The sequence below is a fragment of the Mammaliicoccus sp. K-M42 genome (genome assembly GCF_022386375.1).
Classification (GTDB): domain Bacteria; phylum Bacillota; class Bacilli; order Staphylococcales; family Staphylococcaceae; genus Mammaliicoccus; species Mammaliicoccus fleurettii.
Genome location: NZ_JAJNIS010000013.1, coordinates 16032 through 37823, shown reverse-complemented (window position 1 = coordinate 37823; position 21792 = coordinate 16032). Strand labels below are relative to the sequence as shown.

At 32.7% G+C, this 21792-nt stretch carries 20 protein-coding genes; 13 read left to right on the top strand and 7 right to left on the bottom strand.

What is annotated here, in order from left to right:
* Positions 1 to 20 precede the first annotated feature (20 nt).
* The 6 genes from rsmG to rpmH all read right to left on the bottom strand — a co-directional run bounded on the left by rsmG (position 21) and on the right by rpmH (position 5542).
* Positions 21 to 737, bottom strand: coding sequence for a 16S rRNA (guanine(527)-N(7))-methyltransferase RsmG (gene rsmG, locus LQ668_RS08255; RefSeq protein WP_107509101.1), 717 nt, complete (start codon positions 735 to 737; stop codon positions 21 to 23).
* Complete coding sequence (gene mnmG, locus LQ668_RS08250) at positions 738 to 2612, bottom strand: tRNA uridine-5-carboxymethylaminomethyl(34) synthesis enzyme MnmG (protein WP_078357180.1); 1875 nt, start codon at positions 2610 to 2612, stop codon at positions 738 to 740.
* Positions 2613 to 2627: 15 nt separating this feature from the next.
* Positions 2628 to 4007, bottom strand: a complete 1380-nt coding sequence (gene mnmE / locus LQ668_RS08245; protein ID WP_107509102.1) for a tRNA uridine-5-carboxymethylaminomethyl(34) synthesis GTPase MnmE — start codon at positions 4005 to 4007, stop codon at positions 2628 to 2630.
* 113 nt (positions 4008 to 4120) lie between these two features.
* Positions 4121 to 4933: an RNA-binding cell elongation regulator Jag/EloR gene (gene jag / locus LQ668_RS08240; RefSeq protein ID WP_239775974.1), complete on the bottom strand. Its 813-nt coding sequence runs from the start codon at positions 4931 to 4933 to the stop codon at positions 4121 to 4123.
* Positions 4934 to 4962: 29 nt separating this feature from the next.
* Positions 4963 to 5307, bottom strand: a complete 345-nt coding sequence (rnpA, locus tag LQ668_RS08235; protein ID WP_078357183.1) for a ribonuclease P protein component — start codon at positions 5305 to 5307, stop codon at positions 4963 to 4965.
* Positions 5308 to 5404: 97 nt separating this feature from the next.
* The gene (gene rpmH / locus LQ668_RS08230) at positions 5405 to 5542 is read right to left on the bottom strand and encodes a 50S ribosomal protein L34 (RefSeq protein ID WP_016999186.1); all 138 of its coding nucleotides are present in this window, start codon (positions 5540 to 5542) and stop codon (positions 5405 to 5407) included.
* Between the two features lie 558 nt (positions 5543 to 6100).
* On the opposite strand from rpmH, the gene dnaA reads away from it, so the two are divergent.
* The 11 genes from dnaA to gyrA all read left to right on the top strand — a co-directional run bounded on the left by dnaA (position 6101) and on the right by gyrA (position 18652).
* The gene (gene dnaA / locus LQ668_RS08225) at positions 6101 to 7441 is read left to right on the top strand and encodes a chromosomal replication initiator protein DnaA (RefSeq protein ID WP_078357184.1); all 1341 of its coding nucleotides are present in this window, start codon (positions 6101 to 6103) and stop codon (positions 7439 to 7441) included.
* Positions 7442 to 7607: 166 nt separating this feature from the next.
* Entirely contained in the window at positions 7608 to 8741 is a 1134-nt protein-coding gene (gene dnaN, locus LQ668_RS08220) for a DNA polymerase III subunit beta (RefSeq protein ID WP_078357185.1), read from the top strand.
* Between the two features lie 124 nt (positions 8742 to 8865).
* The gene (locus LQ668_RS08215; RefSeq protein ID WP_078357186.1) at positions 8866 to 9105 is read left to right on the top strand and encodes a helix-turn-helix transcriptional regulator; all 240 of its coding nucleotides are present in this window, start codon (positions 8866 to 8868) and stop codon (positions 9103 to 9105) included.
* Between the two features lie 5 nt (positions 9106 to 9110).
* Positions 9111 to 10010, top strand: coding sequence for an ABC transporter ATP-binding protein (locus LQ668_RS08210; protein WP_115336933.1), 900 nt, complete (start codon positions 9111 to 9113; stop codon positions 10008 to 10010).
* Complete coding sequence (locus LQ668_RS08205; protein ID WP_078357188.1) at positions 10003 to 11247, top strand: ABC transporter permease; 1245 nt, start codon at positions 10003 to 10005, stop codon at positions 11245 to 11247. Before LQ668_RS08210 ends, LQ668_RS08205 begins: the two co-directional genes overlap by 8 nt.
* A 126-nt stretch (positions 11248 to 11373) precedes the next feature.
* Positions 11374 to 12105, top strand: a complete 732-nt coding sequence (locus LQ668_RS08200) for a DsbA family protein (protein WP_107509107.1) — start codon at positions 11374 to 11376, stop codon at positions 12103 to 12105.
* A gap of 15 nt (positions 12106 to 12120) precedes the next feature.
* Complete coding sequence (locus tag LQ668_RS08195) at positions 12121 to 12534, top strand: disulfide oxidoreductase (RefSeq protein WP_239701242.1); 414 nt, start codon at positions 12121 to 12123, stop codon at positions 12532 to 12534.
* Between the two features lie 192 nt (positions 12535 to 12726).
* On the top strand, positions 12727 to 12957 hold the full coding sequence (gene yaaA, locus LQ668_RS08190; RefSeq protein ID WP_239701244.1) for a S4 domain-containing protein YaaA: 231 nt from the start codon (positions 12727 to 12729) through the stop codon (positions 12955 to 12957).
* A gap of 3 nt (positions 12958 to 12960) precedes the next feature.
* Positions 12961 to 14076, top strand: a complete 1116-nt coding sequence (gene recF / locus LQ668_RS08185) for a DNA replication/repair protein RecF (protein ID WP_078357192.1) — start codon at positions 12961 to 12963, stop codon at positions 14074 to 14076.
* Between the two features lie 22 nt (positions 14077 to 14098).
* Positions 14099 to 16021, top strand: coding sequence for a DNA topoisomerase (ATP-hydrolyzing) subunit B (gene gyrB, locus LQ668_RS08180; protein ID WP_078357193.1), 1923 nt, complete (start codon positions 14099 to 14101; stop codon positions 16019 to 16021).
* Between the two features lie 33 nt (positions 16022 to 16054).
* Positions 16055 to 18652 carry a DNA gyrase subunit A gene (gyrA, locus tag LQ668_RS08175; RefSeq protein ID WP_239775973.1) on the top strand — a complete coding sequence of 866 codons (2598 nt, stop codon included), beginning with the start codon at positions 16055 to 16057 and terminating at the stop codon, positions 18650 to 18652.
* An 82-nt stretch (positions 18653 to 18734) separates the two neighbouring features.
* Here gyrA and LQ668_RS08170 read toward each other — a convergent pair whose 3' ends face one another.
* On the bottom strand, positions 18735 to 19544 hold the full coding sequence (locus LQ668_RS08170) for an NAD(P)H-hydrate dehydratase (protein WP_078357195.1): 810 nt from the start codon (positions 19542 to 19544) through the stop codon (positions 18735 to 18737).
* Between the two features lie 222 nt (positions 19545 to 19766).
* On the opposite strand from LQ668_RS08170, the gene hutP reads away from it, so the two are divergent.
* Together hutP and hutH are read left to right on the top strand one after the other, a co-directional pair.
* Positions 19767 to 20204 carry a hut operon transcriptional regulator HutP gene (hutP, locus tag LQ668_RS08165; protein ID WP_078357196.1) on the top strand — a complete coding sequence of 146 codons (438 nt, stop codon included), beginning with the start codon at positions 19767 to 19769 and terminating at the stop codon, positions 20202 to 20204.
* A gap of 94 nt (positions 20205 to 20298) precedes the next feature.
* Complete coding sequence (gene hutH / locus LQ668_RS08160; RefSeq protein WP_239749734.1) at positions 20299 to 21783, top strand: histidine ammonia-lyase; 1485 nt, start codon at positions 20299 to 20301, stop codon at positions 21781 to 21783.
* The last annotated feature ends 9 nt before the right edge of the window (positions 21784 to 21792 follow it).

Sequence of the window (21792 nt, the reverse complement as noted above, 5' to 3'; positions counted from 1 at the left end):
TCATACATATTTCCCAGGAATTATTTTGTTATAGGTTCTTTGTTTGGTGTTCCTGGTTTTCTTGGATATTTCTTAGGTGTTTGTCTTAACTTATCTATCGTAATAATTTGTCTCATACTTTCTTCTAAAGGTAAAGTGAAGTCATATACTTCATTCACTTGACCACCTAGGACAGAAATAGCAAATTGTGCATCTTCTAACTCTTCATTGCCTTGTGCACCTTTGAGAGCTACAAATTGGCCACCTTTTTTAACTAAAGGTATGCAAAGTTCACTTAGTACTGATAATCTTGCGACTGCACGAGCTGTTACAAGATCAAAACTTTCACGATAATTACTTTTTCCAAATGTTTCAGCTCTATCATGAACAAAGTTTACTTTGTCTAAGTCCAAGGCAGCTGCTAATTCATTTAAAAATTTAATTCGTTTATTTAATGAATCTACTATTGTAATTTGCAAATGCGGATAAATTATTTTTAATGGAATGCTTGGAAATCCTGCTCCTGCACCTACATCACATACAGACTTAATTTTATTGAAATCTATATAAAAGCTAGGTGAAACAGAATCAAAAAAGTGCTTCAAATAGACTTCTTCTTTTTCAGTCACTGCTGTTAAATTAATTTTTTCATTCCACTCTACTAGCGTTTCAAAATAAATTTCAAATTGTTTTAATTGTTTATCTGTAATTTCTATACCTGATTCTTTTAATGAATTAATAAATGTTTGTTCGTTCATCTATTTCACCTTCTGAATTTTACCTTGTTCAATATAAACAAGCAATATTGAAATGTCTGCAGGATTAACACCTGAAATACGTGAAGCTTGTGCAATATCTAATGGGTTTACTTCTTTAAGTTTTTGACGTGCTTCAGTAGCTAAACTGTTAATTGCATCATAATCTATATTTTCAGGTATTTTTTTATCTTCCATACGTTTCATTTTTTCAACTTGTGCTAATGATTTTTGGATGTAACCTTCGTATTTAGTTTGAATTTCAACTTGTTCTTGAACATCTGCACTTACTGGAGATTCTTCTTCTAAGATTTCCATAATAGCATCATAGTCCATTTCTGGTCTACGTAATAAATCTAATGCTAAAATACCATCTTTAAGTGCTGCGCCTCCACGACTTTCAATAACACTTTGTGTGTGTTCATTCGGTTTAATACGAATACCTTTTAATCTGTCTTGTTCTCCGCTGATCGCATCACGTTTTTGGTTAAATTTAGCATAACGTTCTTCAGAAATCATGCCTAATTCATAACCAATATCCGTTAGTCTTAAATCTGCATTGTCATGTCTTAATAATAGACGGTGTTCAGCACGTGAAGTTAATAAACGATAAGGTTCATTTGTACCTTTCGTCACTAAATCATCAATTAATACACCAATATATGCATCTGAACGACGTAAAACAACATCCTCTTTACCTTGTACTTTACCTGCAGCATTAATACCAGCCATTAATCCTTGACCAGCCGCTTCTTCATAACCTGAAGTACCATTAATTTGGCCTGCAGTGAATAAATTAGTTACAAGTTTCGTTTCTAATGTTGGCCATAATTGAGTTGGAACAATTGCATCATATTCAATTGCGTATCCTGCACGCATCATATCTGCTTTTTCAAGACCTGGGATTGTCTCTAACATTTTGCGTTGAACGTCTTCCGGTAAGCTTGTAGATAAGCCTTGTACATAAACTTCTTGAGTTTGGCGTCCTTCTGGTTCTAAGAACAATTGATGTCTTGGTTTATCGTTAAATCTTACGAATTTGTCTTCAATTGATGGACAATATCTTGGACCAGTTCCTTTAATCATACCTGAGTACATTGCAGATAAATGTAAATTATCATCAATAACTTTATGTGTATGTTCATTAGTATAAGTTAACCAACAAGGTAATTGATCTAAAATATATTCTGTCGTTTCATAACTAAATGCTCGTCCGACATCATCACCTGGTTGAATTTCAGTCTTGCTGTAATCTATAGTATTTCCATTTACACGTGGTGGTGTTCCTGTTTTGAAACGAACTATTTCAAAGCCTAATTCTTTCAAATGATCAGCTAATTTTAGTGATGGCATTTGATGATTTGGACCACTTGAATATTTTAAATTTCCTAAAATGATTTCGCCACGTAAGAACGTACCTGTAGTTAATACAACTGCATCAGCTTCATAAGTTGATCCAATAACCATTTCAACGCCTTTAATTTTATTATCTTCTATAATTAAACGCTCTACCATACCTTGCATAATATCAAGGTTAGGTTCGTCTTCTATCACACGTTTCATTTCTTGTTGATATAACACTTTATCAGCTTGTGCACGCAATGCTCTAACAGCTGGACCTTTACCAGTGTTTAACATACGCATTTGAATATGTGTTCTATCAATTGTCTTAGCCATTTGACCACCAAGTGCATCGATTTCTCTCACTACTATACCTTTAGCTGGTCCACCTACTGATGGGTTACATGGCATAAATGCTACACTATCTAAATTGATTGTAAGCATAAGTGTTTTTGCGCCACGTCTAGCTGAAGCTAATCCTGCTTCTACCCCAGCATGCCCTGCTCCGACAACAATAACGTCATATTTTTGTGTCAAAATTTTTCCTCCTTTTTATTTTCCTAAACAGAATTGACTAAATAGTTGATCGATTAGCGAATCACTCGCCTCTTCACCTATTACTTCTCCTAGCAATTCCCATGTTTTAATTAAATCAATTTGTACGATATCTATAGGTACGCCGTCTTCAGCTGACTGAATTGCATCATTAATTGAACTTTTCGCATCTTTTAAAAGTGCAATGTGCCTAGAATTAGAGACATATGTCATATCTTGAGACTGAACTTGTCCACCAAAGAATAGTTCTGAAATTTTTTGTTCAAGTTCTTCTATTCCTTGTTGTTCTATCATCGACGTTTGTACTAATGGATGGTCACCTATCATGTCTTTTAATTGATCCATGTCTAAGTTTTGTTCTAAGTCCATTTTATTTATTATAACAATAACATCTTCATCTTTAATGACATCAAATAATTGATAATCATTTTCTGTTAATGCCTCATTGTAATTAAGTACAAATAAAATTAAATCTGCTTCTGATAATGCTTTTCTAGATCTTTCGACACCGATTTTTTCTACTATATCTTCAGTTTCACGAATACCAGCTGTGTCTACAAGTCTTAGCGGTACACCACGAACATTAACATATTCTTCTAATACATCACGTGTAGTTCCTGCAACTTCAGTCACGATAGCTTTATTATCTTGAATTAAGTTATTAAGCATCGAACTTTTACCTACATTAGGCTTCCCTACTATTACTGTAGATAGACCTTCACGCATGATTTTTCCTTGTTGGCCAGTTCTTAATAATTGATCAATTTCATTCTCAATATGCCTAGATTCCTTTAAAAGGAATTGCGCAGTTGCTTCTTCGACATCATCATACTCTGGATAGTCTATATTTACTTCCACTTGTGCAAGGATTTCTAAAATAGATTGTCTTAGACCTTTAATTAGATTACTTAGACGCCCTTCCATCTGCCCTAAGGCTACCTTCGATGCGCGTTCCGTCTTAGATCTTATGAAATCCATGACCGCTTCTGCTTGTGATAAATCAATACGTCCGTGTAAAAATGCTCTCTTTGTGAATTCACCTGGTTCAGCCATTCTTGCACCATTTGATAAAGTTAATTCAAGTACACGATTAACAGTTACAAGACCACCATGACAGTTAATTTCAACGATATCTTCTCTTGTAAAAGTCTTGGGTGCTTTCATTACGGCTACCATTACTTCTTCAACAACTTCTTCTGAATCAGGATCAATAATATGACCATAATTTATTGTATGCGATGCTACTTCATTGAGTTGTTTCTTTCCTTTATAAATACGATCAGCAATATTTAAGGCATCCGGGCCACTTAATCGTACTATTGCTATTGCACCTTCACCCATAGGCGTTGAGATACTTGTAATTGTATCTAATTCCATGTTTTTCTCCTCCACCATTAGTAACTATTCTATTGATTGTAAATGGTTTTGTTCTATTTTTCGAATATATTGTTCGAAAAAATGCGGAGCGAGATCACTCACTCCGACTATTATCATTTATTCTTAATGACTAAATATCGATGTGGTTCTCTTCCTTCAGAGTACGTTTCGATATTTTCAATCTTACTAACTGCTTGATGCATTATTTTTCGTTCGAAATTTGGCATAGGCTCTAATTTAACAGGTTTCTTTGTCTGGATAGCCTTTTTAGCCATATTAATTGCCAACTGTTCTAAAGTTTCTTTACGCTTTTCTCTATAAGATTCTATATCTAATATAAGCGTATAATAACCTTTCACGAATTGATGCATATAATTTTGTCCTACAATTTGAAGCGCATTTAAAATTTGTCCACGCTTACCTATTATATAAGCAGCATTATTTGAAGTCATATTAATATAAATTGTATGAGACTTAACTTCATACGAACCATCTACATCAATATTCATTTCTCTTACTATTTTAAGTACATATTCTAATGTATCTTGTGCTACTTCATTTAATGAATCTTTTTTCTGATTACTGTGTTCATGTATATCTTCTTCTGACTGAATATCATTTTGAACATCATCATCACGCTCTTGAACCGTTTCTTCTTGCTGAATATGAACATTATTTGATGATTCATCAACCTCTTCAAGTTGTTGATGACGATTTTTTAATGCTTCAATTGATTCAAACTGTTTAAGTTCTGGATCAATTACAGTTAATTCAATTTGTGCATCCTGTTTCATAAATCCAAAAATACCTTTTTTACCTTCTTTAATAACATCAATTCTTACTTGTTGTTCTTGAACATCCAAATCTTCTAAACCTTGTTGTAGTGCTTGTTCTACTGATTGTCCTTCATAGCGTGATTTAAGCATCCTGCAACCTCCTAGTAATATTTCAATACTTAAGGAATACGTTTATTAAAAACTTTAGCAATCTTCAATACATGCTCTAAACTCTTCTGTGTTTCAAGTACATCTAAATCAACAGCTTGGTTTCGAGCGATAACAATGATGTCTTTAGGAATAATATTTTCTTTATGATTCTTAAAACATTCTCTAATAGACCTTTTTATTCTATTTCTAGTAACAGCATTTCCTAATTTCTTTGAAACACTTATGCCTAATCTGAAATGTTCATTATCATTTTCTGCTGTATAAATAACAAACTGTCTATTAGCAACTGACTTACCTTTTTTATAAATTCTTTGAAAATCATTATTTCTCTTAATACGATAAGCCTTTTCCACAAACATCCACTCCACAATACATCACTTAATTATTGTTCATTATACAAAACAATTACATCAATTTAAACAAAAAAAAGACCACTGCTCTTCAGTGATCTTAAGCTGATAATACTTTTCTACCTTTACGACGACGGCGAGCTAATACTTTACGACCGTTTTTAGAACTCATGCGTGCACGGAAACCGTGTACTTTACTGTGTTTACGCTTATTTGGTTGATACGTACGTTTTACCATTTAAGAGCACCTCCATTATTTATTCGTTAGTATCTAATTTATAGTTAGATAATTGTTTGTATGATATTCATTTATATATATCAGATCAGAAGATTAGTTTCAAAATTATTTATACCATACATGTGATTTGTCACAATTTCAATAACTACTAAACTATAACAAAACAGTTTTTAAAAATCAAGAAGAAATTTATCGTAATCAAAAAATCGAGTTATCCACTTATTCACAATGCATCACAAACATTTTGTGGATAATCATATAACTATTTTTTCTTATTCACAGCATAATATTATCTTTCTACACATATTCACATGTATTTGACAACTTGTTTTGTTTAAAAGTATAATTGTGTGGATAAGTTATACAAAGTATTGATACTACTATGATTACTACATGAAAATATTAGTGTAAAGATTGTGGACAAGAGAATTATAAAGTTGAGTTATCCACCGTTTGTGTGTAAGTTGTGGATAATTATTCACACCTTGTGGTTTTCTTTATCAACAGTCTTATTTTATGTGTATAACTCAATAAATTTAAATTAGAAAGAGGACTTTTATGAATTCAAAAGAAGAAATCTGGGAGCAAGTGTTATCCATTGCTGAAGATCAAATCGCTTCTGCTGGTTATAATACTTGGTTCAAAGGCACTTACTTACATCAAATAGATAGTAATCGTGCAATAATCGTTGCACAAAGTCCTTTTGTTGCTGAGTGGTTAACCAATAAATATCATGAACATGTCATTAATTTCATCTATGATGTCATTGGCGACAAAGTTCAAGTTAAATTTATTTCAGAAGAAGATTTGCAAAGTGAAGATTTCGCTGTGCAACCGAAAAAATCAAAAGAAATCGAAGAGCATGAAGAAGTAATAAACAGCCAACTTAATAGTAACAACACGTTTGATACATTTGTTATTGGACCTGGTAACCAGTTTCCACACGCTGCTTCATTAGCTGTTGCTGAAGAACCAGCCAATGCTTATAATCCACTGTTTATATATGGTGGTGTTGGTTTAGGTAAGACACATTTAATGCATGCGATTGGTCACTACGTACTTGAACAGAATCCAAATGCAAATGTACTATATACATCTAGTGAAAAATTTACAAATGAATTTATTAAGTCTATAAGAAAAAATGATACTGAAAGCTTTAGAGACAAGTATCGTAATATAGATGTTCTACTAATAGACGATATTCAATTCATTCAAAAGAAAGAACAAACTCAAGAAGAATTTTTCCACACATTTAATGATTTACACCAAAATAAAAAGCAAATTGTTATCTCAAGTGATCGTCCACCTAAAGAAATTCCTACTTTAGAAGATCGTTTAAGAACACGCTTTGAATGGGGTTTAATTGTAGATATTACACCGCCTGATTTTGAAACACGAATGGCTATTCTACAAAAGAAAATTGAAGAAGAAAACTTAGATTTACCGGTAGAAGCTCTGACTTATATCGCAAATTCAATTCAATCTAATATTCGTGAATTAGAAGGTGCTTTAACAAGAGTGTTAGCCTATTCTAAGCTTAGAAATAAACCAATTAATACTGATTTAGTAGCAGAAGCGCTTAAAGATATTATTTCTACACCTAGATCCACTAAAATTACTATTCAAGACATTCAGCAAATAGTTGGTAAAATGTATAATATCCGTATAGAAGACTTTGCTGCCAAAAAACGTACAAAATCTATTGCATATCCTAGACAAATTGCGATGTATCTTTCTCGCGAACTTACAGATTTCTCATTACCAAAAATTGGTGAAGAGTTTGGTGGTCGAGATCATACAACAGTAATTCATGCGCATGAAAAGATTAAAAAAGATTTAGTAAACAATCCAGAACTCAAATCTGATTTAGAACAACTAGAAAAACAAATCCGTGGATAATGTGGATAAGTTGTGCACATCCATACACAGTTTATTAACATGTGAATAACTTTTGTATCACGTTTTTAAACCACTTATCCACCAATCCACAGCCCCTATGACTATTACTATGATTTTAAAAGATATATAATTAAATATATAACGACTGGAAGGAGTTTTATAAGTTATGAAATTTACTATTCAACGAGATTACTTTCTTAATCAATTGAATGACACATTAAAAGCAATTTCACCAAGAACAACATTACCAATACTTACAGGTATAAAAATCGATGCTACCGATAGAGGCATCATATTAACAGGATCAGACTCTGAGATATCGATAGAAATAACAATAAATCAAAATATTGATGGTGAAAAAATTGTAGATATTGAAGAAAAAGGTTCTGTAGTACTTCCAGGACGTTTCTTTGTAGATATCGTTAAAAAATTACCAGGTAAAACAGTTAATCTATCAACAAACGATCAATTCAAAACACTTATCACTTCAGGACATTCAGAATTTAACGTTAGTGGTTTAGATCCAGATCAATATCCTTTATTGCCACAAGTATCCGAAGATGATGCAATCAAATTACCAATCAAGGTATTAAAAAATATAATCGCGCAAACAAACTTTGCAGTGTCCACGTCAGAAACACGCCCAGTGTTAACAGGTGTAAACTGGTTGATACAAAATAATGAATTAACCTGTACTGCAACAGATTCACACAGACTTGCATTAAGAAAATTAAAACTTGAAGATGAAGAAATAGAAGATAAAAATGTTATTATTCCAGGTAAAGCTTTATCTGAATTAAATAAAATAGTTTCGGATTCTGAAGAAGATATCAATATATTCTTTGCAAGCAACCAAGTTTTATTCAAAGTAGGTCATATAAACTTTATTTCACGTTTACTTGAAGGCAATTATCCAGATACGACAAGATTATTCCCTGAAAACTATGAAACTAAATTAACTTTGGATAATAGTGAGTTCTATCACGCTATTGATCGTGCATCATTATTAGCACGTGAAGGTGGAAATAATGTTATTAAATTATCAACTGATGTAGATAAATTAGAATTATCATCAACTTCACCAGAAATTGGTACTGTAAAAGAAGATGTGTCTACAGATAACGTTGAAGGTGAATCGTTAAAGATTTCGTTCAACTCTAAATATATGATGGATGCATTAAAAGCAATTGATAATGATGAAGTACAAGTAGAATTTTTTGGAACGATGAGACCATTTATTCTTAAACCAAAAGATGATGAAACATTAATTCAACTAATTTTACCGATTAGAACATACTAATAATTTTTTAAGAAACTCACTTTAATTAGTGAGTTTCTTATTTTTTTGTCGTTAATTGTCAAGTAAACTTGACATAGAGTACTAAATATTTTATTGTGAAGTTAACTTGACAGGAAGTGATGAATTGAAAAATAAAGTTTATGAATATCGAACGAGTAGAAAAATGACTCAAAGTGAATTATCTCGATTGGTCAATGTGTCGAGACAAACGATTAATTCTATTGAGCGTTATAAATTTAATCCGACATTAGTATTAGCACATAAGCTTTCTCAAGTATTTGAAATTTCCATTGATGAATTATTTATTTTTGAAAATGATGAAAATATAGACATTTCAGAAATAAAATCCAACAAAAAGGAGTAAAAGTTATGACATTACTAATTAAAAATGTTTCTAAAAAATTTAATGACTTTGTAGCTGTACATGATGTTAATTTGGAAGTTCCAAAAGGGAAAATGTATGGATTTTTAGGTGGAAATGGTGCAGGTAAAACAACTACTTTCCGTATGATTCTAGGTTTATTACCTAAAACAACTGGTGTCGTTTCTTTTGATGACAAACCGATTGATTATTCTATGACTAATACAGTTGGTTATTTGCCTGAAGAAAGAGGTCTACACCCGAAACTTAAAGTTTGGGAACAAGTGCAATATTTAGCAGAATTAAAAGGTATGAGAAAAAAAGACATCGAAAAAGAGCTAGATTATTGGTTGAAAAGATTTGATGCATTTGAAAATAAAGAAAAAAAGATCGAAGCATTATCAAAAGGTAATCAGCAAAAAGTTCAATTAATCGCAGCTATTATTCATAAGCCAGAATTACTAATTCTTGATGAACCATTTAGTGGTCTAGATCCTGTAAATGTTGAATTACTTAAGTCGGCAGTTAAAGATCTTAAAGACCAAGGCACAACGATTATATTTAGTTCTCACAGAATGGAGCATGTTGAAGAACTTTGTGATTACATTTGCATTATGAGTAAAGGGAAAGCGATTGTCTCAGGTTCTATAGACAAAGTTAAAGATGATTTCGGAAAGAAAGATATTTTCATTGAAGGTGCTCATAATTTTGAATTTTTAAAAGAATTTGAAGGTGTCGAAGATTTCAAAGAGACTAAAAAAGGCGTTAAAATCACAATTTCTGATGAATCATACGCAGAAAATATATATCAAAGTGTTACAAAATTAGGATATCTTAAACGATTCCAAGTTGCTGAACCATCACTAAACGATATATTTATTGCTAAGGTGGGTGAGAAACATGAATAAATTTTGGACAACATTTAATTTAACGTATATGCAAAAAGTGAAAAGTAAATCTTTTATCATAATGACAGCGATTTTTATGATTTTTGTATTTGCATTAAGTAATGTCGATAAAATTATTGATTTCTTCGACAACGATAGTAAAACAGTAGCGATTCAATCAGATAACGATATGATTTATAAAGTACTGGAAAAACAATATAAACAAAATGATGATATAGAAAAAGTCGAAAAAGTAACTCTTGAAAAAGGTAAGAAGGGCGTTAAAGATGAAAAGTATAAACGTCTTATTGAAGTTAAGGTAAAAGGTGAAAAAGTAGACGGTAAGATTTACGAAAAAGGTAATGTTAGTGAAAGTGAAAAAATGACTTTGCAATCAACACTTAGCCAAATGCAATCATCATTAACAGCTCAAAAATTAAATTTATCAGAAGATGATTTAAAAACATTGAATACACCTAGTGATGTAAAAACAGAAGAAATTAAATCTGACAAAGATAAACAATCGAGTGATGTTAACCCGAAAGTTCAAGCGTTAAATTCAGCTGTTGTTTATATCATCATCTTCTTATCATTCTTTATAACTATAAATTATGCTAACCAAATAGGTTCAGAGATTGCGACTGAGAAGACTACTCGCGTAATTGAAATGATTGTAACGAGTGTGAAGCCTTCAGTACACGTTACAGCTAAGATATTAGCTATTATATCTGTCGCATTCACTCAAATATTCTTTATTGTTCTCGCAATCGTAATTAGTATCTTTGCATTTGATTTAAAAGGTCTATTCGAGTCAGCTGGTGTTGAATATGGTCCTGAGACAACTAGAATCATCGTATATGGAGCTATATTCTTAATTTTAGGGGTAATATCCTATATTTCATTAGCGGCTATTCTAGGGGCATTAACGAGCCGTATAGAAGATCTTGCTCAATCTATGATGCCTGTCACATTTATATCATTAGGCGCTTTCTATATTGCAATATTCAGCATATCTAATCCTGATACAATGCTTGTTAAAATAACGAGCTTCATTCCAATGCTATCGCCAATGGTAATGTTGCTAAGAACAACTTCTGAAAGCACACCTGAATGGCACTTAATTTTAGGAATTGTGATTTCAATCGTTACTTGCATTATTTTACTTTTATTCGCAGCTAGAACATATCGAGGCAGTGTACTTACGTATGAAAAAGGTATTATTAAAAATCTAAAGAATGCATTAAATATTACTAAATAACGTTAAAAACCATATAAAAAGCCAATTTGTCACAAAACCTTAATGAATTTTTAGTGAATAATATAGAATTTCTTTGTATGATAGTATAAAATTTATATTATCAACATAAGAGATTGAGGGGTAAATATGGCGAATAAAAATAGTAATAGTAATATTATGTTTCTGATGATAGCAATACTTGTAGTGGTAGTAGGTATTGTATTACTAGTTGTGTTTGGTGGAAGCGGCAGTGACAATAAAGAAGAAAGTCTATTTGATAGGACTGTTAAAGCAACAGATTTATCAAAAGATACAAAAGATAATCCAACACAGAAAAAAGATAAAGCTAAAGTTCAAATTATTGAATTTGGAGACTTTAAATGTCCAGCATGTAAAGCATTCGAAACAAACTACATGGATCAAATAGAAAAAGACTATATCGATAAAGATAAAGTTGAATATAGATTCGTTAATGCACCATTTCATGGTGAAGGTTCAGAATTAGGAGGTGCTTCAGCACACGCTGTGTATAAAGTAGCACCAGATGCATATTGGGATTATCATAGAGCATTATTTGAAGCTCAACCAGATGATCATAATGCTGAAACTGATGACGAATGGTTAGATTTGAAGGTAGTTAAAAAAGCAGTAGATGGTTTAGATATTGATCAAAGTAAAAAAGATCAAATCATGAAACTAGTAGAAGATAGAAATTCAGAACCGTATAAACAAATGAAGAATGATTCAGACTTAACAAATAAATATGATGTAGATATCACGCCTACAGTTGTCATAGATGGTAAAGTGTTGTCAGACCCAATGGATTATGACAAAGTATCTAAAGCAATCGATCAAGCAATCGAAAAGAAAAATAAATAAAAATAGGTGATATATTTGAAGCAGCAATATGCACTATTTATTTCCTGGGTTATAGCTTTATTAGCTATGTTAGGTAGTTTATATTTCAGTGAAATACAAGGATTTATACCATGTACGCTTTGTTGGTATCAAAGAATATGTATGTATCCTTTAGTCATTATTTTAGGAATCGGATCGTTCCAAAACGATTATAGCGTTAAGAAAATAGCACTTCCATTTTCAATAATTGGACTATTAATCTCAACATGGCACTACTTAGAACAAAAAGTACCTGGCTTTGCTGAAATTAAACCATGTACGCAAGGTGTTCCGTGTTCATCAGAATATATAAATATATTTGGATTCATAACAATACCGTTTTTAGCAGTAATAGCATTCTTATCAATCAGCTTGTTATTAATATTCTCTAAAAAAGATAAAGAAATTTAATGACGTAAGTCTAGACAAATTTCTATTATCAAAAATATCCCAATCCGTTAAAATTTAATTTCGGATTGGGATATTTTTTTAGTTTGAATATAAATTTTTTGAAGATTTATTTATCTTAAAATGAATTGTACATAAAACATGATTTTTTAGTGAAAAAAAGGTATAATATAGAGATGACTAATTAAGATTGGAGTGAAGATAGTGGTACAAGATATCTCAGTTGAAGACGATATAACTTTAGGTCAATTCCTAAAAAATGAAGGCGTCATTGGAACGGGTGGTCAAGCTAAATGGTTCCTCCAAGATGAAGAAGTATTAATAAATGGTGAACGTGAGATTCGTCGTGGAAAAAAATTACATGATGGTGACTTAATTGAAATTCCTTCAGAGGGCAAATTTCGTATTAACCATCAAAGTGAATAAATTATGATACTACAAAAGCTTACTTTAACTAATTACAGAAATTATGATAAATGCACACTTCAATTTAATCCAAATGTGAATATTTTGATCGGTGAGAACGCTCAAGGTAAGACGAATTTATTAGAATCTATTTATACTTTGGCATTAGCTAAAAGTCATAGGACTTCAAATGACAAAGAACTCATACAGTTTGGTGAAGAGTATGGTAAAATAGAAGGTGAACTAAGTTATCGCCATGGATCGATGCCTATTTCTTTAATCATTACGAAAAAAGGCAAAAAGGCGAAAGTCAATCATCTAGAACAGAGTCGTTTAACGCAATATATTGGCCATTTAAATGTGGTATTGTTCGCACCAGAAGATTTAAATATTGTAAAGGGTAGCCCGCAAATAAGACGACGTTTTATTGATATGGAACTCGGTCAGATGTCTGCGGTCTATTTAAATCATTTATCTAATTATCAGAGATTACTTAAACAAAAAAATCATTACCTCAAAATGTTACAAATTGGGAGAATGAAAGATCGAACAATGTTAGAAGTATTCAACGATCAATTTTCAGAAGCGGCAGCAAATGTGACTTTGAAACGTGCACACTTTATTAGTGAATTAGAAAAGATTGCAGAAGTGATTCATCAAGGTATAACGAGTGATAAGGAAAGTTTAATGGTTCATTACGAACCTAACATTAAGCTTGCTGAAACACATCACAATGTAGCTGATTTAAAGAATGCTTTTTGTGAGTTGCTTAATGAATCTATGGATAAAGAGATTGAGCGTGGAAGTGCAAGGTTTGGACCACATAGAGACGACATTAGTTTTCATGTTAATGATATGAATGTACAGATTTATGGTTCACAAGGACAGCAACGTACAACAGCATTATCTATAAAGCTTGCAGAGATTGAGTTAATTAATCAAGTTGTTGGAGAATATCCAATTTTATTATTAGATGATGTGTTGAGTGAACTTGATGATAAACGACAAACCCATTTATTAAGTACAATTCAAGAAAAGGTTCAAACTTTTGTTACGACAACATCTGTTGATGGAATTGAACATGAGATTATGAAAGATGCCAAGGTATTTAATGTATCTAAAGGCAACATTATTGAGTAGATGAAAGTGAAGGTGGAAATACGTGTCAGAACAAAATAACGGTACAAGTTATGGTGCAGATCAGATACAAGTATTAGAAGGTTTAGAGGCAGTCCGTAAACGCCCTGGTATGTATATTGGTTCTACAGCTGCAAGAGGTTTACATCATCTAGTTTGGGAAATTGTTGATAATAGTATTGACGAAGCTTTAGCTGGGTATGCAGATCATGTAGAACTTGTGATTGAAAAAGATAATTGGATTAAAGTAACGGATAACGGTAGAGGAATACCTGTAGATATTCAAGAGAAAATGGGTCGTCCTGCTGTAGAAGTTATATTAACCGTTCTACATGCTGGTGGTAAATTTGGCGGTGGCGGATACAAAGTATCTGGTGGCCTACATGGTGTAGGTTCATCTGTCGTAAACGCACTATCTTCTGAACTAGAAGTTTACGTTCACCTTAATAATAAAATATATCATCAAGCATACGAAAGAGGCGTACCAGCATTTGATTTAAAAGTCATTGGCGAAACAGAACATACAGGTACGACTATTCGTTTTAAAGCAGACAGTGAAATCTTCACTGAAACAACTGAATACGACTATGAAACATTACAAAAGCGTATACGTGAATTAGCATTTTTAAATAAAGGTATTCAAATTTCATTGAAAGATGAAAGAGACGAAGAGAATATTCAAGAAGATTCTTACCATTACGAAGGTGGTATTAAATCTTACGTTGAAATGTTAAATAAATCTAAAGATGTATTATATGATGAGCCAATTTATATTCACGATTCAAAAGAAGATGTAGAAGTTGAAATTGCAATTCAATATAACGGTGGTTTTGCTACAACATTACTTACGTATGCCAATAACATTCATACTTATGAAGGTGGTACACATGAGGATGGATTTAAACGTGCTTTAACACGTGTGATTAATAGCTACGGACTGAAGAACAAACTTCTTAAAGAAAACGAAGAAAAGCTTTCTGGTGAAGATGTGCGTGAAGGTATGACAGCTGTTGTATCTATCAAACATAGTGATCCTCAGTTCGAAGGTCAAACTAAGACTAAATTAGGTAATTCAGAAGTACGTCAAATTGTTGATAAACTTTTCTCTGAACTATTTGAAAGATTCTTATTAGAAAATCCAAACGTAGCAAGAATTATTGTTGATAAAGGTGTTATGGCATCTAGAGCTCGTCTTGCTGCTAAGAAAGCAAGAGAAGTAACGAGACGTAAATCAGCTTTAGAAGTTTCAAGTTTACCGGGTAAACTTGCTGACTGTTCAAGTAAGAAGCCTGACGAATGTGAATTATATATCGTTGAGGGTGACTCTGCTGGTGGGTCTGCGAAATTAGGTAGAGACTCTAGAACACAAGCCATCTTACCTTTACGTGGTAAAATTTTGAATGTTGAAAAAGCACGTCTAGATAGAATTCTAGGCAACAATGAAATCCGTGCAATGATTACGGGTCTTGGTACAGGTATTGGTGGAGAATTTGATATTAGTAAAGCTAGATATCATAAACTAGTTATTATGACAGATGCTGACGTTGATGGTGCTCATATTAGAACGTTATTATTAACATTCTTCTATAGATTTATGAGACCACTTATTGAAGCGGGATATGTGTATATTGCACAACCACCTTTATATAAAGTCGAACAAGGTAAGAAAAAATATTACGTATTTAACGATAGAGAATTAGATAAATTAAAAGAAGAACTTAGCTCAACACCAAAATTATCTATAGCACGTTATAAAGGTCTTGGAGAGATGAATGCTGATCAATTGTGGGATACAACAATGAATCCTGAACATCGTTCAATGCTTCAAGTAACACTAACTGATGCGATAGAAGCTGACGAAACTTTTGAAATGCTTATGGGAGATGTTGTTGAGTTTCGTCGTCAATTTATTGAAGAAAATGCCGAATACGCAACGTTAGATATATAAAGCACCATTTACGATTTAAGGAGGATATGATTAATGGCTGAAATACCACAATCAAGAGTTAGTGAACGTAACATCAGTAAAGAAATGAAAGAATCATTTTTAGATTATGCAATGAGCGTAATTGTATCTCGTGCTTTACCAGATGTTAGAGACGGTTTGAAACCAGTTCATAGACGTATTTTATATGGTATGAATGATCAAGGTATGACTTCAGATAAACCATACAAAAAATCTGCACGTATTGTTGGTGACGTAATGGGTAAGTATCACCCTCATGGTGACTCATCTATTTATGAAGCAATGGTACGTATGGCACAAGACTTTAGTTATAGATATCCATTAGTAGATGGCCAAGGTAACTTTGGTTCTATGGATGGTGATGGTGCTGCTGCAATGCGTTATACTGAAGCACGTATGTCTAAAATTACAGGCGAATTATTGAGAGATATAAACAAAGATACAATTGATTTTCAAGATAACTATGATGGTAATGAAAGAGAGCCAGTAGTCTTACCTGCAAGATTTCCTAACTTATTAGTAAATGGTACTTCAGGTATAGCTGTTGGTATGGCTACAAACATTCCACCACATAACTTAAATGAGGTCATTGACGGAGTATTGGCATTAAGTCATAATCCAGAAATTACAACGAATGAGTTAATGGATATCGTTCAAGGTCCTGATTTTCCAACTTCTGGTTTAATTATGGGAAGAAGCGGAATTAGACGCGCTTATGAAACAGGTCGTGGTTCCATCATAATGAGAGCTCGTTCTGAAATAGAAGTTATGAAGAACGGTAAAGAGCGTATCGTAGTAAGTGAAATTCCTTACCAAGTTAACAAAGCAAGATTAATTGAAAAAATTGCTGAGTTAGCACGTGATAAGAAAATCGAAGGTATTACAGACTTAAGAGATGAAACAAGCTTAAAAGTCGGCGTTCGTATCGTTATTGAAGTAAGAAAAGATGCTAATGCGAATGTTATTTTAAATAATTTATATAAACAAACGCCATTACAAACTTCATTTGGTGTAAATATGATTGCTTTAGTAAATGGTAAGCCTAAATTATTAGGATTACGTCCAGTACTATTCCACTATTTAGAACATCAAAAAGAAGTCGTAACAAGACGTACTAAATATAACCTTAAAAAAGCACAAGATAGAGCACATATTCTTGAAGGTTTAAGAATAGCGTTAGACCATATCGATGAAATCATTGCATTAATTCGTGAGTCACAAAGTGATTCAGAAGCTATGGATGGATTACAAAATCGCTTTAATTTATCAGAAAGACAAGCACAAGCGATATTAGATATGCGTTTACGCCGATTAACTGGATTAGAACGTGGCAAAATCGAAAATGAATATCAAGAGTTACTTAAACTGATCGAAGAGTTAATAGAGATTCTTAAAGATGAAGAAAAGTTACTTGAAATCATTAGAGAAGAAATTATTGAAATAAGAGATAAATATGGCGACAAACGTCGTACTGAAATTACTGCAGCCGGTCTTGATCAAATAGAAGATGAAGACTTAATTCCTGAAGAACAAATTGTTATTTCATTAAGTCATAATAACTATATTAAACGATTACCAGTTTCTACATATCGCTCTCAAAATAGAGGTGGTCGTGGTGTACAAGGTATGAATACTATAGAAGACGACTTTGTTAGTCAGTTAGTAACATTAAGTACGCACGATAATGTCTTATTCTTTACGAATAAAGGCCGTGTATACAAACTTAAAGGCTATGAAATTCCAGAGATGTCTAGACAGTCTAAAGGGTTACCAATTGTGAATGCTTTAGAAATAGATAAAGATGAAATGATTAGTACAATGATAGCAGTCAAAGATCTATCAAGTGAAGAAGACTTCTTAGTATTTGCTACTAAACATTGTACTGTTAAACGATCTAAACTATCTAATTTCTCTCGTATAAATAAAAATGGTAAAATCGCAATCAACTTTAAAGAAGGTGATGAACTTATAGCGGTTAGACTGACGGACGGTACTAAAGAAATTATTATTGGTACTAAACATGCTTCATTAATTAGATTTGATGAAACTAAGTTACGTCCATTAGGTAGAACAGCAGCGGGTGTAAGAGGTATTTCATTACGAGATGGTGACGAAGTAATAGGACTAGACATCACAGATGAAGAACAACAAGATGAAATCCTGATCGTAACTGAAAATGGTTATGGTAAACGTACATCAGCAGACCAATACCGTATCTCTAATAGAGGTGGTAAAGGTATTAAGACTGCTACCTTAAATGAGAAAAATGGTGATCTCGTTTGTATCACAACAGTTGCAGGTGATGAAGACTTGATGATCGTTACAAACTCAGGCGTAATCATAAGACTTCATGTCTCAGATATTTCTCAAAACGGACGAAGCGCTCAAGGTGTTAGATTAATCCGTTTAGGCGATAACCAACATGTTGCAACAGTTGCAAAAGTTGAACCAGACGAAGAAGAAATAGCAGAAACTCCAGTAGAAGGTGTATCAGAAGAAACTGTAGATACAGAAGTTACTGAAGAAGAGAATGAAGGTAAAGAAGATTTAAGAGAAGACTTCATAGAACGAGTAAATGAAGATATCGAAGAACAAGATAACGACGAAGAATAATATATAATAATGATAAAAGGCTGAGACAATTAACTTGTCTCAGCCTCTTTTTGCATTTAAATATAGAATTTATGGTCTGTTTCTAAGACTCAAATGATTTCATAGCATATGGGATTTCATCTATAAGTTTGGATGGTGGGACGATATACATGTCTTTAGCTAATTTTTCACCGATATAGCTGTGTATATAACACGCATTTATAACCGCTTCTTCTAAATCAAATTGTCCTACGAAACTTGTGATCATGCCTGCTAATGTATCTCCCATTCCACCTGTAGCCATAGCTGGGGTACCAATTGATAATTTATATTCATGGTCTTTAAAGAACAACTCTGTACCATGCTTTTTTAATACTACAGTCGCATTCAAAGCTTCGACTGCTTCTTTATTTTTTTCATATGTTTGTTCTTCTATAGGAATATTGCTCAGTCTTTCCCATTCTTTTTGATGAGGAGTGAAGATAATTTCACATTCTGGTAAAGTATGCTTTAATTTACTCAAAATTGTAATAGCATCTCCATCAATAATTAAAGTTTGGTGTGGCTGAATATTTTGGAATAGAAATGTTAATGTATTATTCCCTTTAAAATCTAAACCGAGTCCTGGACCAATTAAAATACAGTCCGATAGTTCGATTAATTTAGATAGCTTTTTTAAATCAGTTATATCTGAAACCATTGCTTCAGGACAACGTGAATGTAAAGCAGCAAAGTTTGATGAATGTGTGGAAACTGTGATAAGACCACTACCACTAAATACACAAGCTCTTGCAGCTAACATAATTGCGCCACCTAAATTAGCGTTACCACCGATTAATAATATCCTACCATAATCCCCTTTGTGAGACTCTTGTTCTCTTTTTGGAATTGTGACAGATGAAATTGTCTTCATATTAACCCACCTTCAAATAATTGTACGACTTATTATGCCACTTAAAGTTGAAATTGAACAGTGTAATTTCTAAAACATTACAAAGAAATCACTTTAACAAGCTAATATATTAATCAATCACTGAATTACGGATGTATTAAAAACTATTGTCATAAAAATTTTGAAAGCGTATACTAAATATAAATATAGACATTAGATATTAGACGAGATAGGAGCTTCTACATGACTGAACAGATATCGATTGGAAAGTACGCTACATTATTAACTATTACAGATGAGCAGACTGCTAAACAGCTGATGCCTCAGTGTAAAGAAATGCAATTTTTAGTAGGCAAAATTGGAACAATGTCGTTGAACAAAATTATTGCATCGGTTGAAACAGCGGCTAGAAGAGAAGGTATTATTTCAGAAAGTCATTATAGAGAAACTCATGCTTTATATCATGCAATTTTAGAAGCAGTTAATGGTATAACGAGAGGTGAATTATCTATAGGTGAAATCATGCGAACAGTTGGCTTAAGATTTGCTATTGTACGTGGTTATCCATATAAAGATGTTGGAGAAGGTGAATGGATAGCAGTTAGCTTATACGGTACAATTGGTGCACCTATCAAAGGTAAAGAACATGAAACAATCGGATTAGGTATAAATCATATATAGACATAGAAACACCTACTAGACATTAGCTATAAGAAAGGTGCAACAAATGGTTATTTGTTGTATTTTTTTGTGTCCTGAAAAAGGAGTGTTTTAAATGGCTTTAGTACTAAATGGTAAAGATTTAACAATTCAAGATATTAAAGAATTTTTAAAAGAAAATGGTCAAATTACGATTTCAGAAGAAGCATTAGTAAATGTTAGAAAAAGTCGTGAAACAGTTGAAAGAATCATTAAAAATAAAGAAACGATCTATGGTATCACAACTGGATTTGGATTGTTTAGTGATGTATTAATAGAAAAAGAAAAATATAACGATTTACAAGTAAACTTAATTCGTTCACATTCATGTGGTATTGGTAAAGCATTTCCTAACGATGTGTCATTAGTCATGATGGTCTTAAGGCTAAACACAATGTTAAAGGGACACTCTGGTGTTACAGAATCACTCGTGGAATTACTTGTAGAATTTATCAATCGAAGAATTATACCTGTTATACCAGAGCAAGGTTCACTAGGTGCTTCTGGAGATTTAGCGCCGTTATCTCACTTAGCATTGGCATTGATTGGTGAAGGAGATGTTCAATACGAAGGTGTAACGCGTAATGCGAAAGAAGTGTTACATGAAGTTGGACTAGAACCTCATTCATTACAAGCTAAAGAAGGATTAGCACTTATTAATGGGACACAAGCAATGACATCACAAGGGGTAATTGCTTATATAGAAGCAGAAAATATTGCTTACAATGCTGAATGGATTTCTTCATTAACACATCAAGCACTTAACGGTATTGTAGATGCTTATGATGAACATGTGCATATTGTGAGAAATTTTGAAGAACAAGTTGAAGTAGCCGAAAGAATGAGAGACTGGTTGGAAGGATCTAAGTTAACAACCCGTCAAGGTGAAGTTCGCGTCCAAGATGCTTATACATTAAGATGTATTCCACAAATTCATGGGGCAAGCTTCCAAGTACTTAATTACGTAAAAGAAAAATTAGAACTAGAAATGAATGCAGCAAACGACAATCCTCTTATCTTTGATAATGATGATGAAACACTTGTTATTTCAGGTGGTAACTTCCATGGTCAACCAATTGCATTTGCAGTCGATTTCTTAAAAATTGGTGTTGCAGAGTTAGCTAATGTATCAGAAAGAAGACTTGAGAGACTTGTAAACCCTCAGTTGAATGGTGGTCTACCAGCCTTCTTAAGTCCAGAACCAGGATTACAAAGTGGCGCGATGATTATGCAATATGCAGCTGCTTCATTAGTATCAGAAAATAAAACATTAGCTCACCCAGCAAGTGTAGATTCAATTCCTTCTTCAGCAAATCAAGAAGATCATGTTTCTATGGGGACTATTGGAGCAAGACATGCTTATCAAATCATTCAGAATGTAAGAAGAGTGATTTCTATAGAGTGCATCATTGCATTACAAGCTGTAGAAATCAAAGGTGTGGATAAATTATCACCTAAGACAAAAGCGAAATACGACGAACTAAGAGTAGTCGTTCCTTCCATCACACACGATAGAGTATTCCATCATGATATAGAAAAAGTTTGTGAATATTTAAGATAATTATTGAAC

Bases quoted from the DNA above. Each gene is read 5' to 3' on its own strand.
- rsmG (WP_107509101.1), bottom strand. From the start codon at position 737: ATGAACGAACAAACATTTATTAATTCATTAAAAGAATCAGGTATAGAA.
- hutH (WP_239749734.1), top strand. From the start codon at position 20,299: ATGGCTTTAGTACTAAATGGTAAAGATTTAACAATTCAAGATATTAAA.
- jag (WP_239775974.1), bottom strand. From the start codon at position 4,933: ATGCTTAAATCACGCTATGAAGGACAATCAGTAGAACAAGCACTACAA.
- recF (WP_078357192.1), top strand. From the start codon at position 12,961: ATGATACTACAAAAGCTTACTTTAACTAATTACAGAAATTATGATAAA.
- gyrA (WP_239775973.1), top strand. From the start codon at position 16,055: ATGGCTGAAATACCACAATCAAGAGTTAGTGAACGTAACATCAGTAAA.
- mnmE (WP_107509102.1), bottom strand. From the start codon at position 4,007: ATGGAATTAGATACAATTACAAGTATCTCAACGCCTATGGGTGAAGGT.
- LQ668_RS08170 (WP_078357195.1), bottom strand. From the start codon at position 19,544: ATGAAGACAATTTCATCTGTCACAATTCCAAAAAGAGAACAAGAGTCT.
- LQ668_RS08200 (WP_107509107.1), top strand. From the start codon at position 11,374: ATGGCGAATAAAAATAGTAATAGTAATATTATGTTTCTGATGATAGCA.
- hutP (WP_078357196.1), top strand. From the start codon at position 19,767: ATGACTGAACAGATATCGATTGGAAAGTACGCTACATTATTAACTATT.
- LQ668_RS08210 (WP_115336933.1), top strand. From the start codon at position 9,111: ATGACATTACTAATTAAAAATGTTTCTAAAAAATTTAATGACTTTGTA.
- LQ668_RS08205 (WP_078357188.1), top strand. From the start codon at position 10,003: ATGAATAAATTTTGGACAACATTTAATTTAACGTATATGCAAAAAGTG.
- dnaA (WP_078357184.1), top strand. From the start codon at position 6,101: ATGAATTCAAAAGAAGAAATCTGGGAGCAAGTGTTATCCATTGCTGAA.
- rpmH (WP_016999186.1), bottom strand. From the start codon at position 5,542: ATGGTAAAACGTACGTATCAACCAAATAAGCGTAAACACAGTAAAGTA.
- dnaN (WP_078357185.1), top strand. From the start codon at position 7,608: ATGAAATTTACTATTCAACGAGATTACTTTCTTAATCAATTGAATGAC.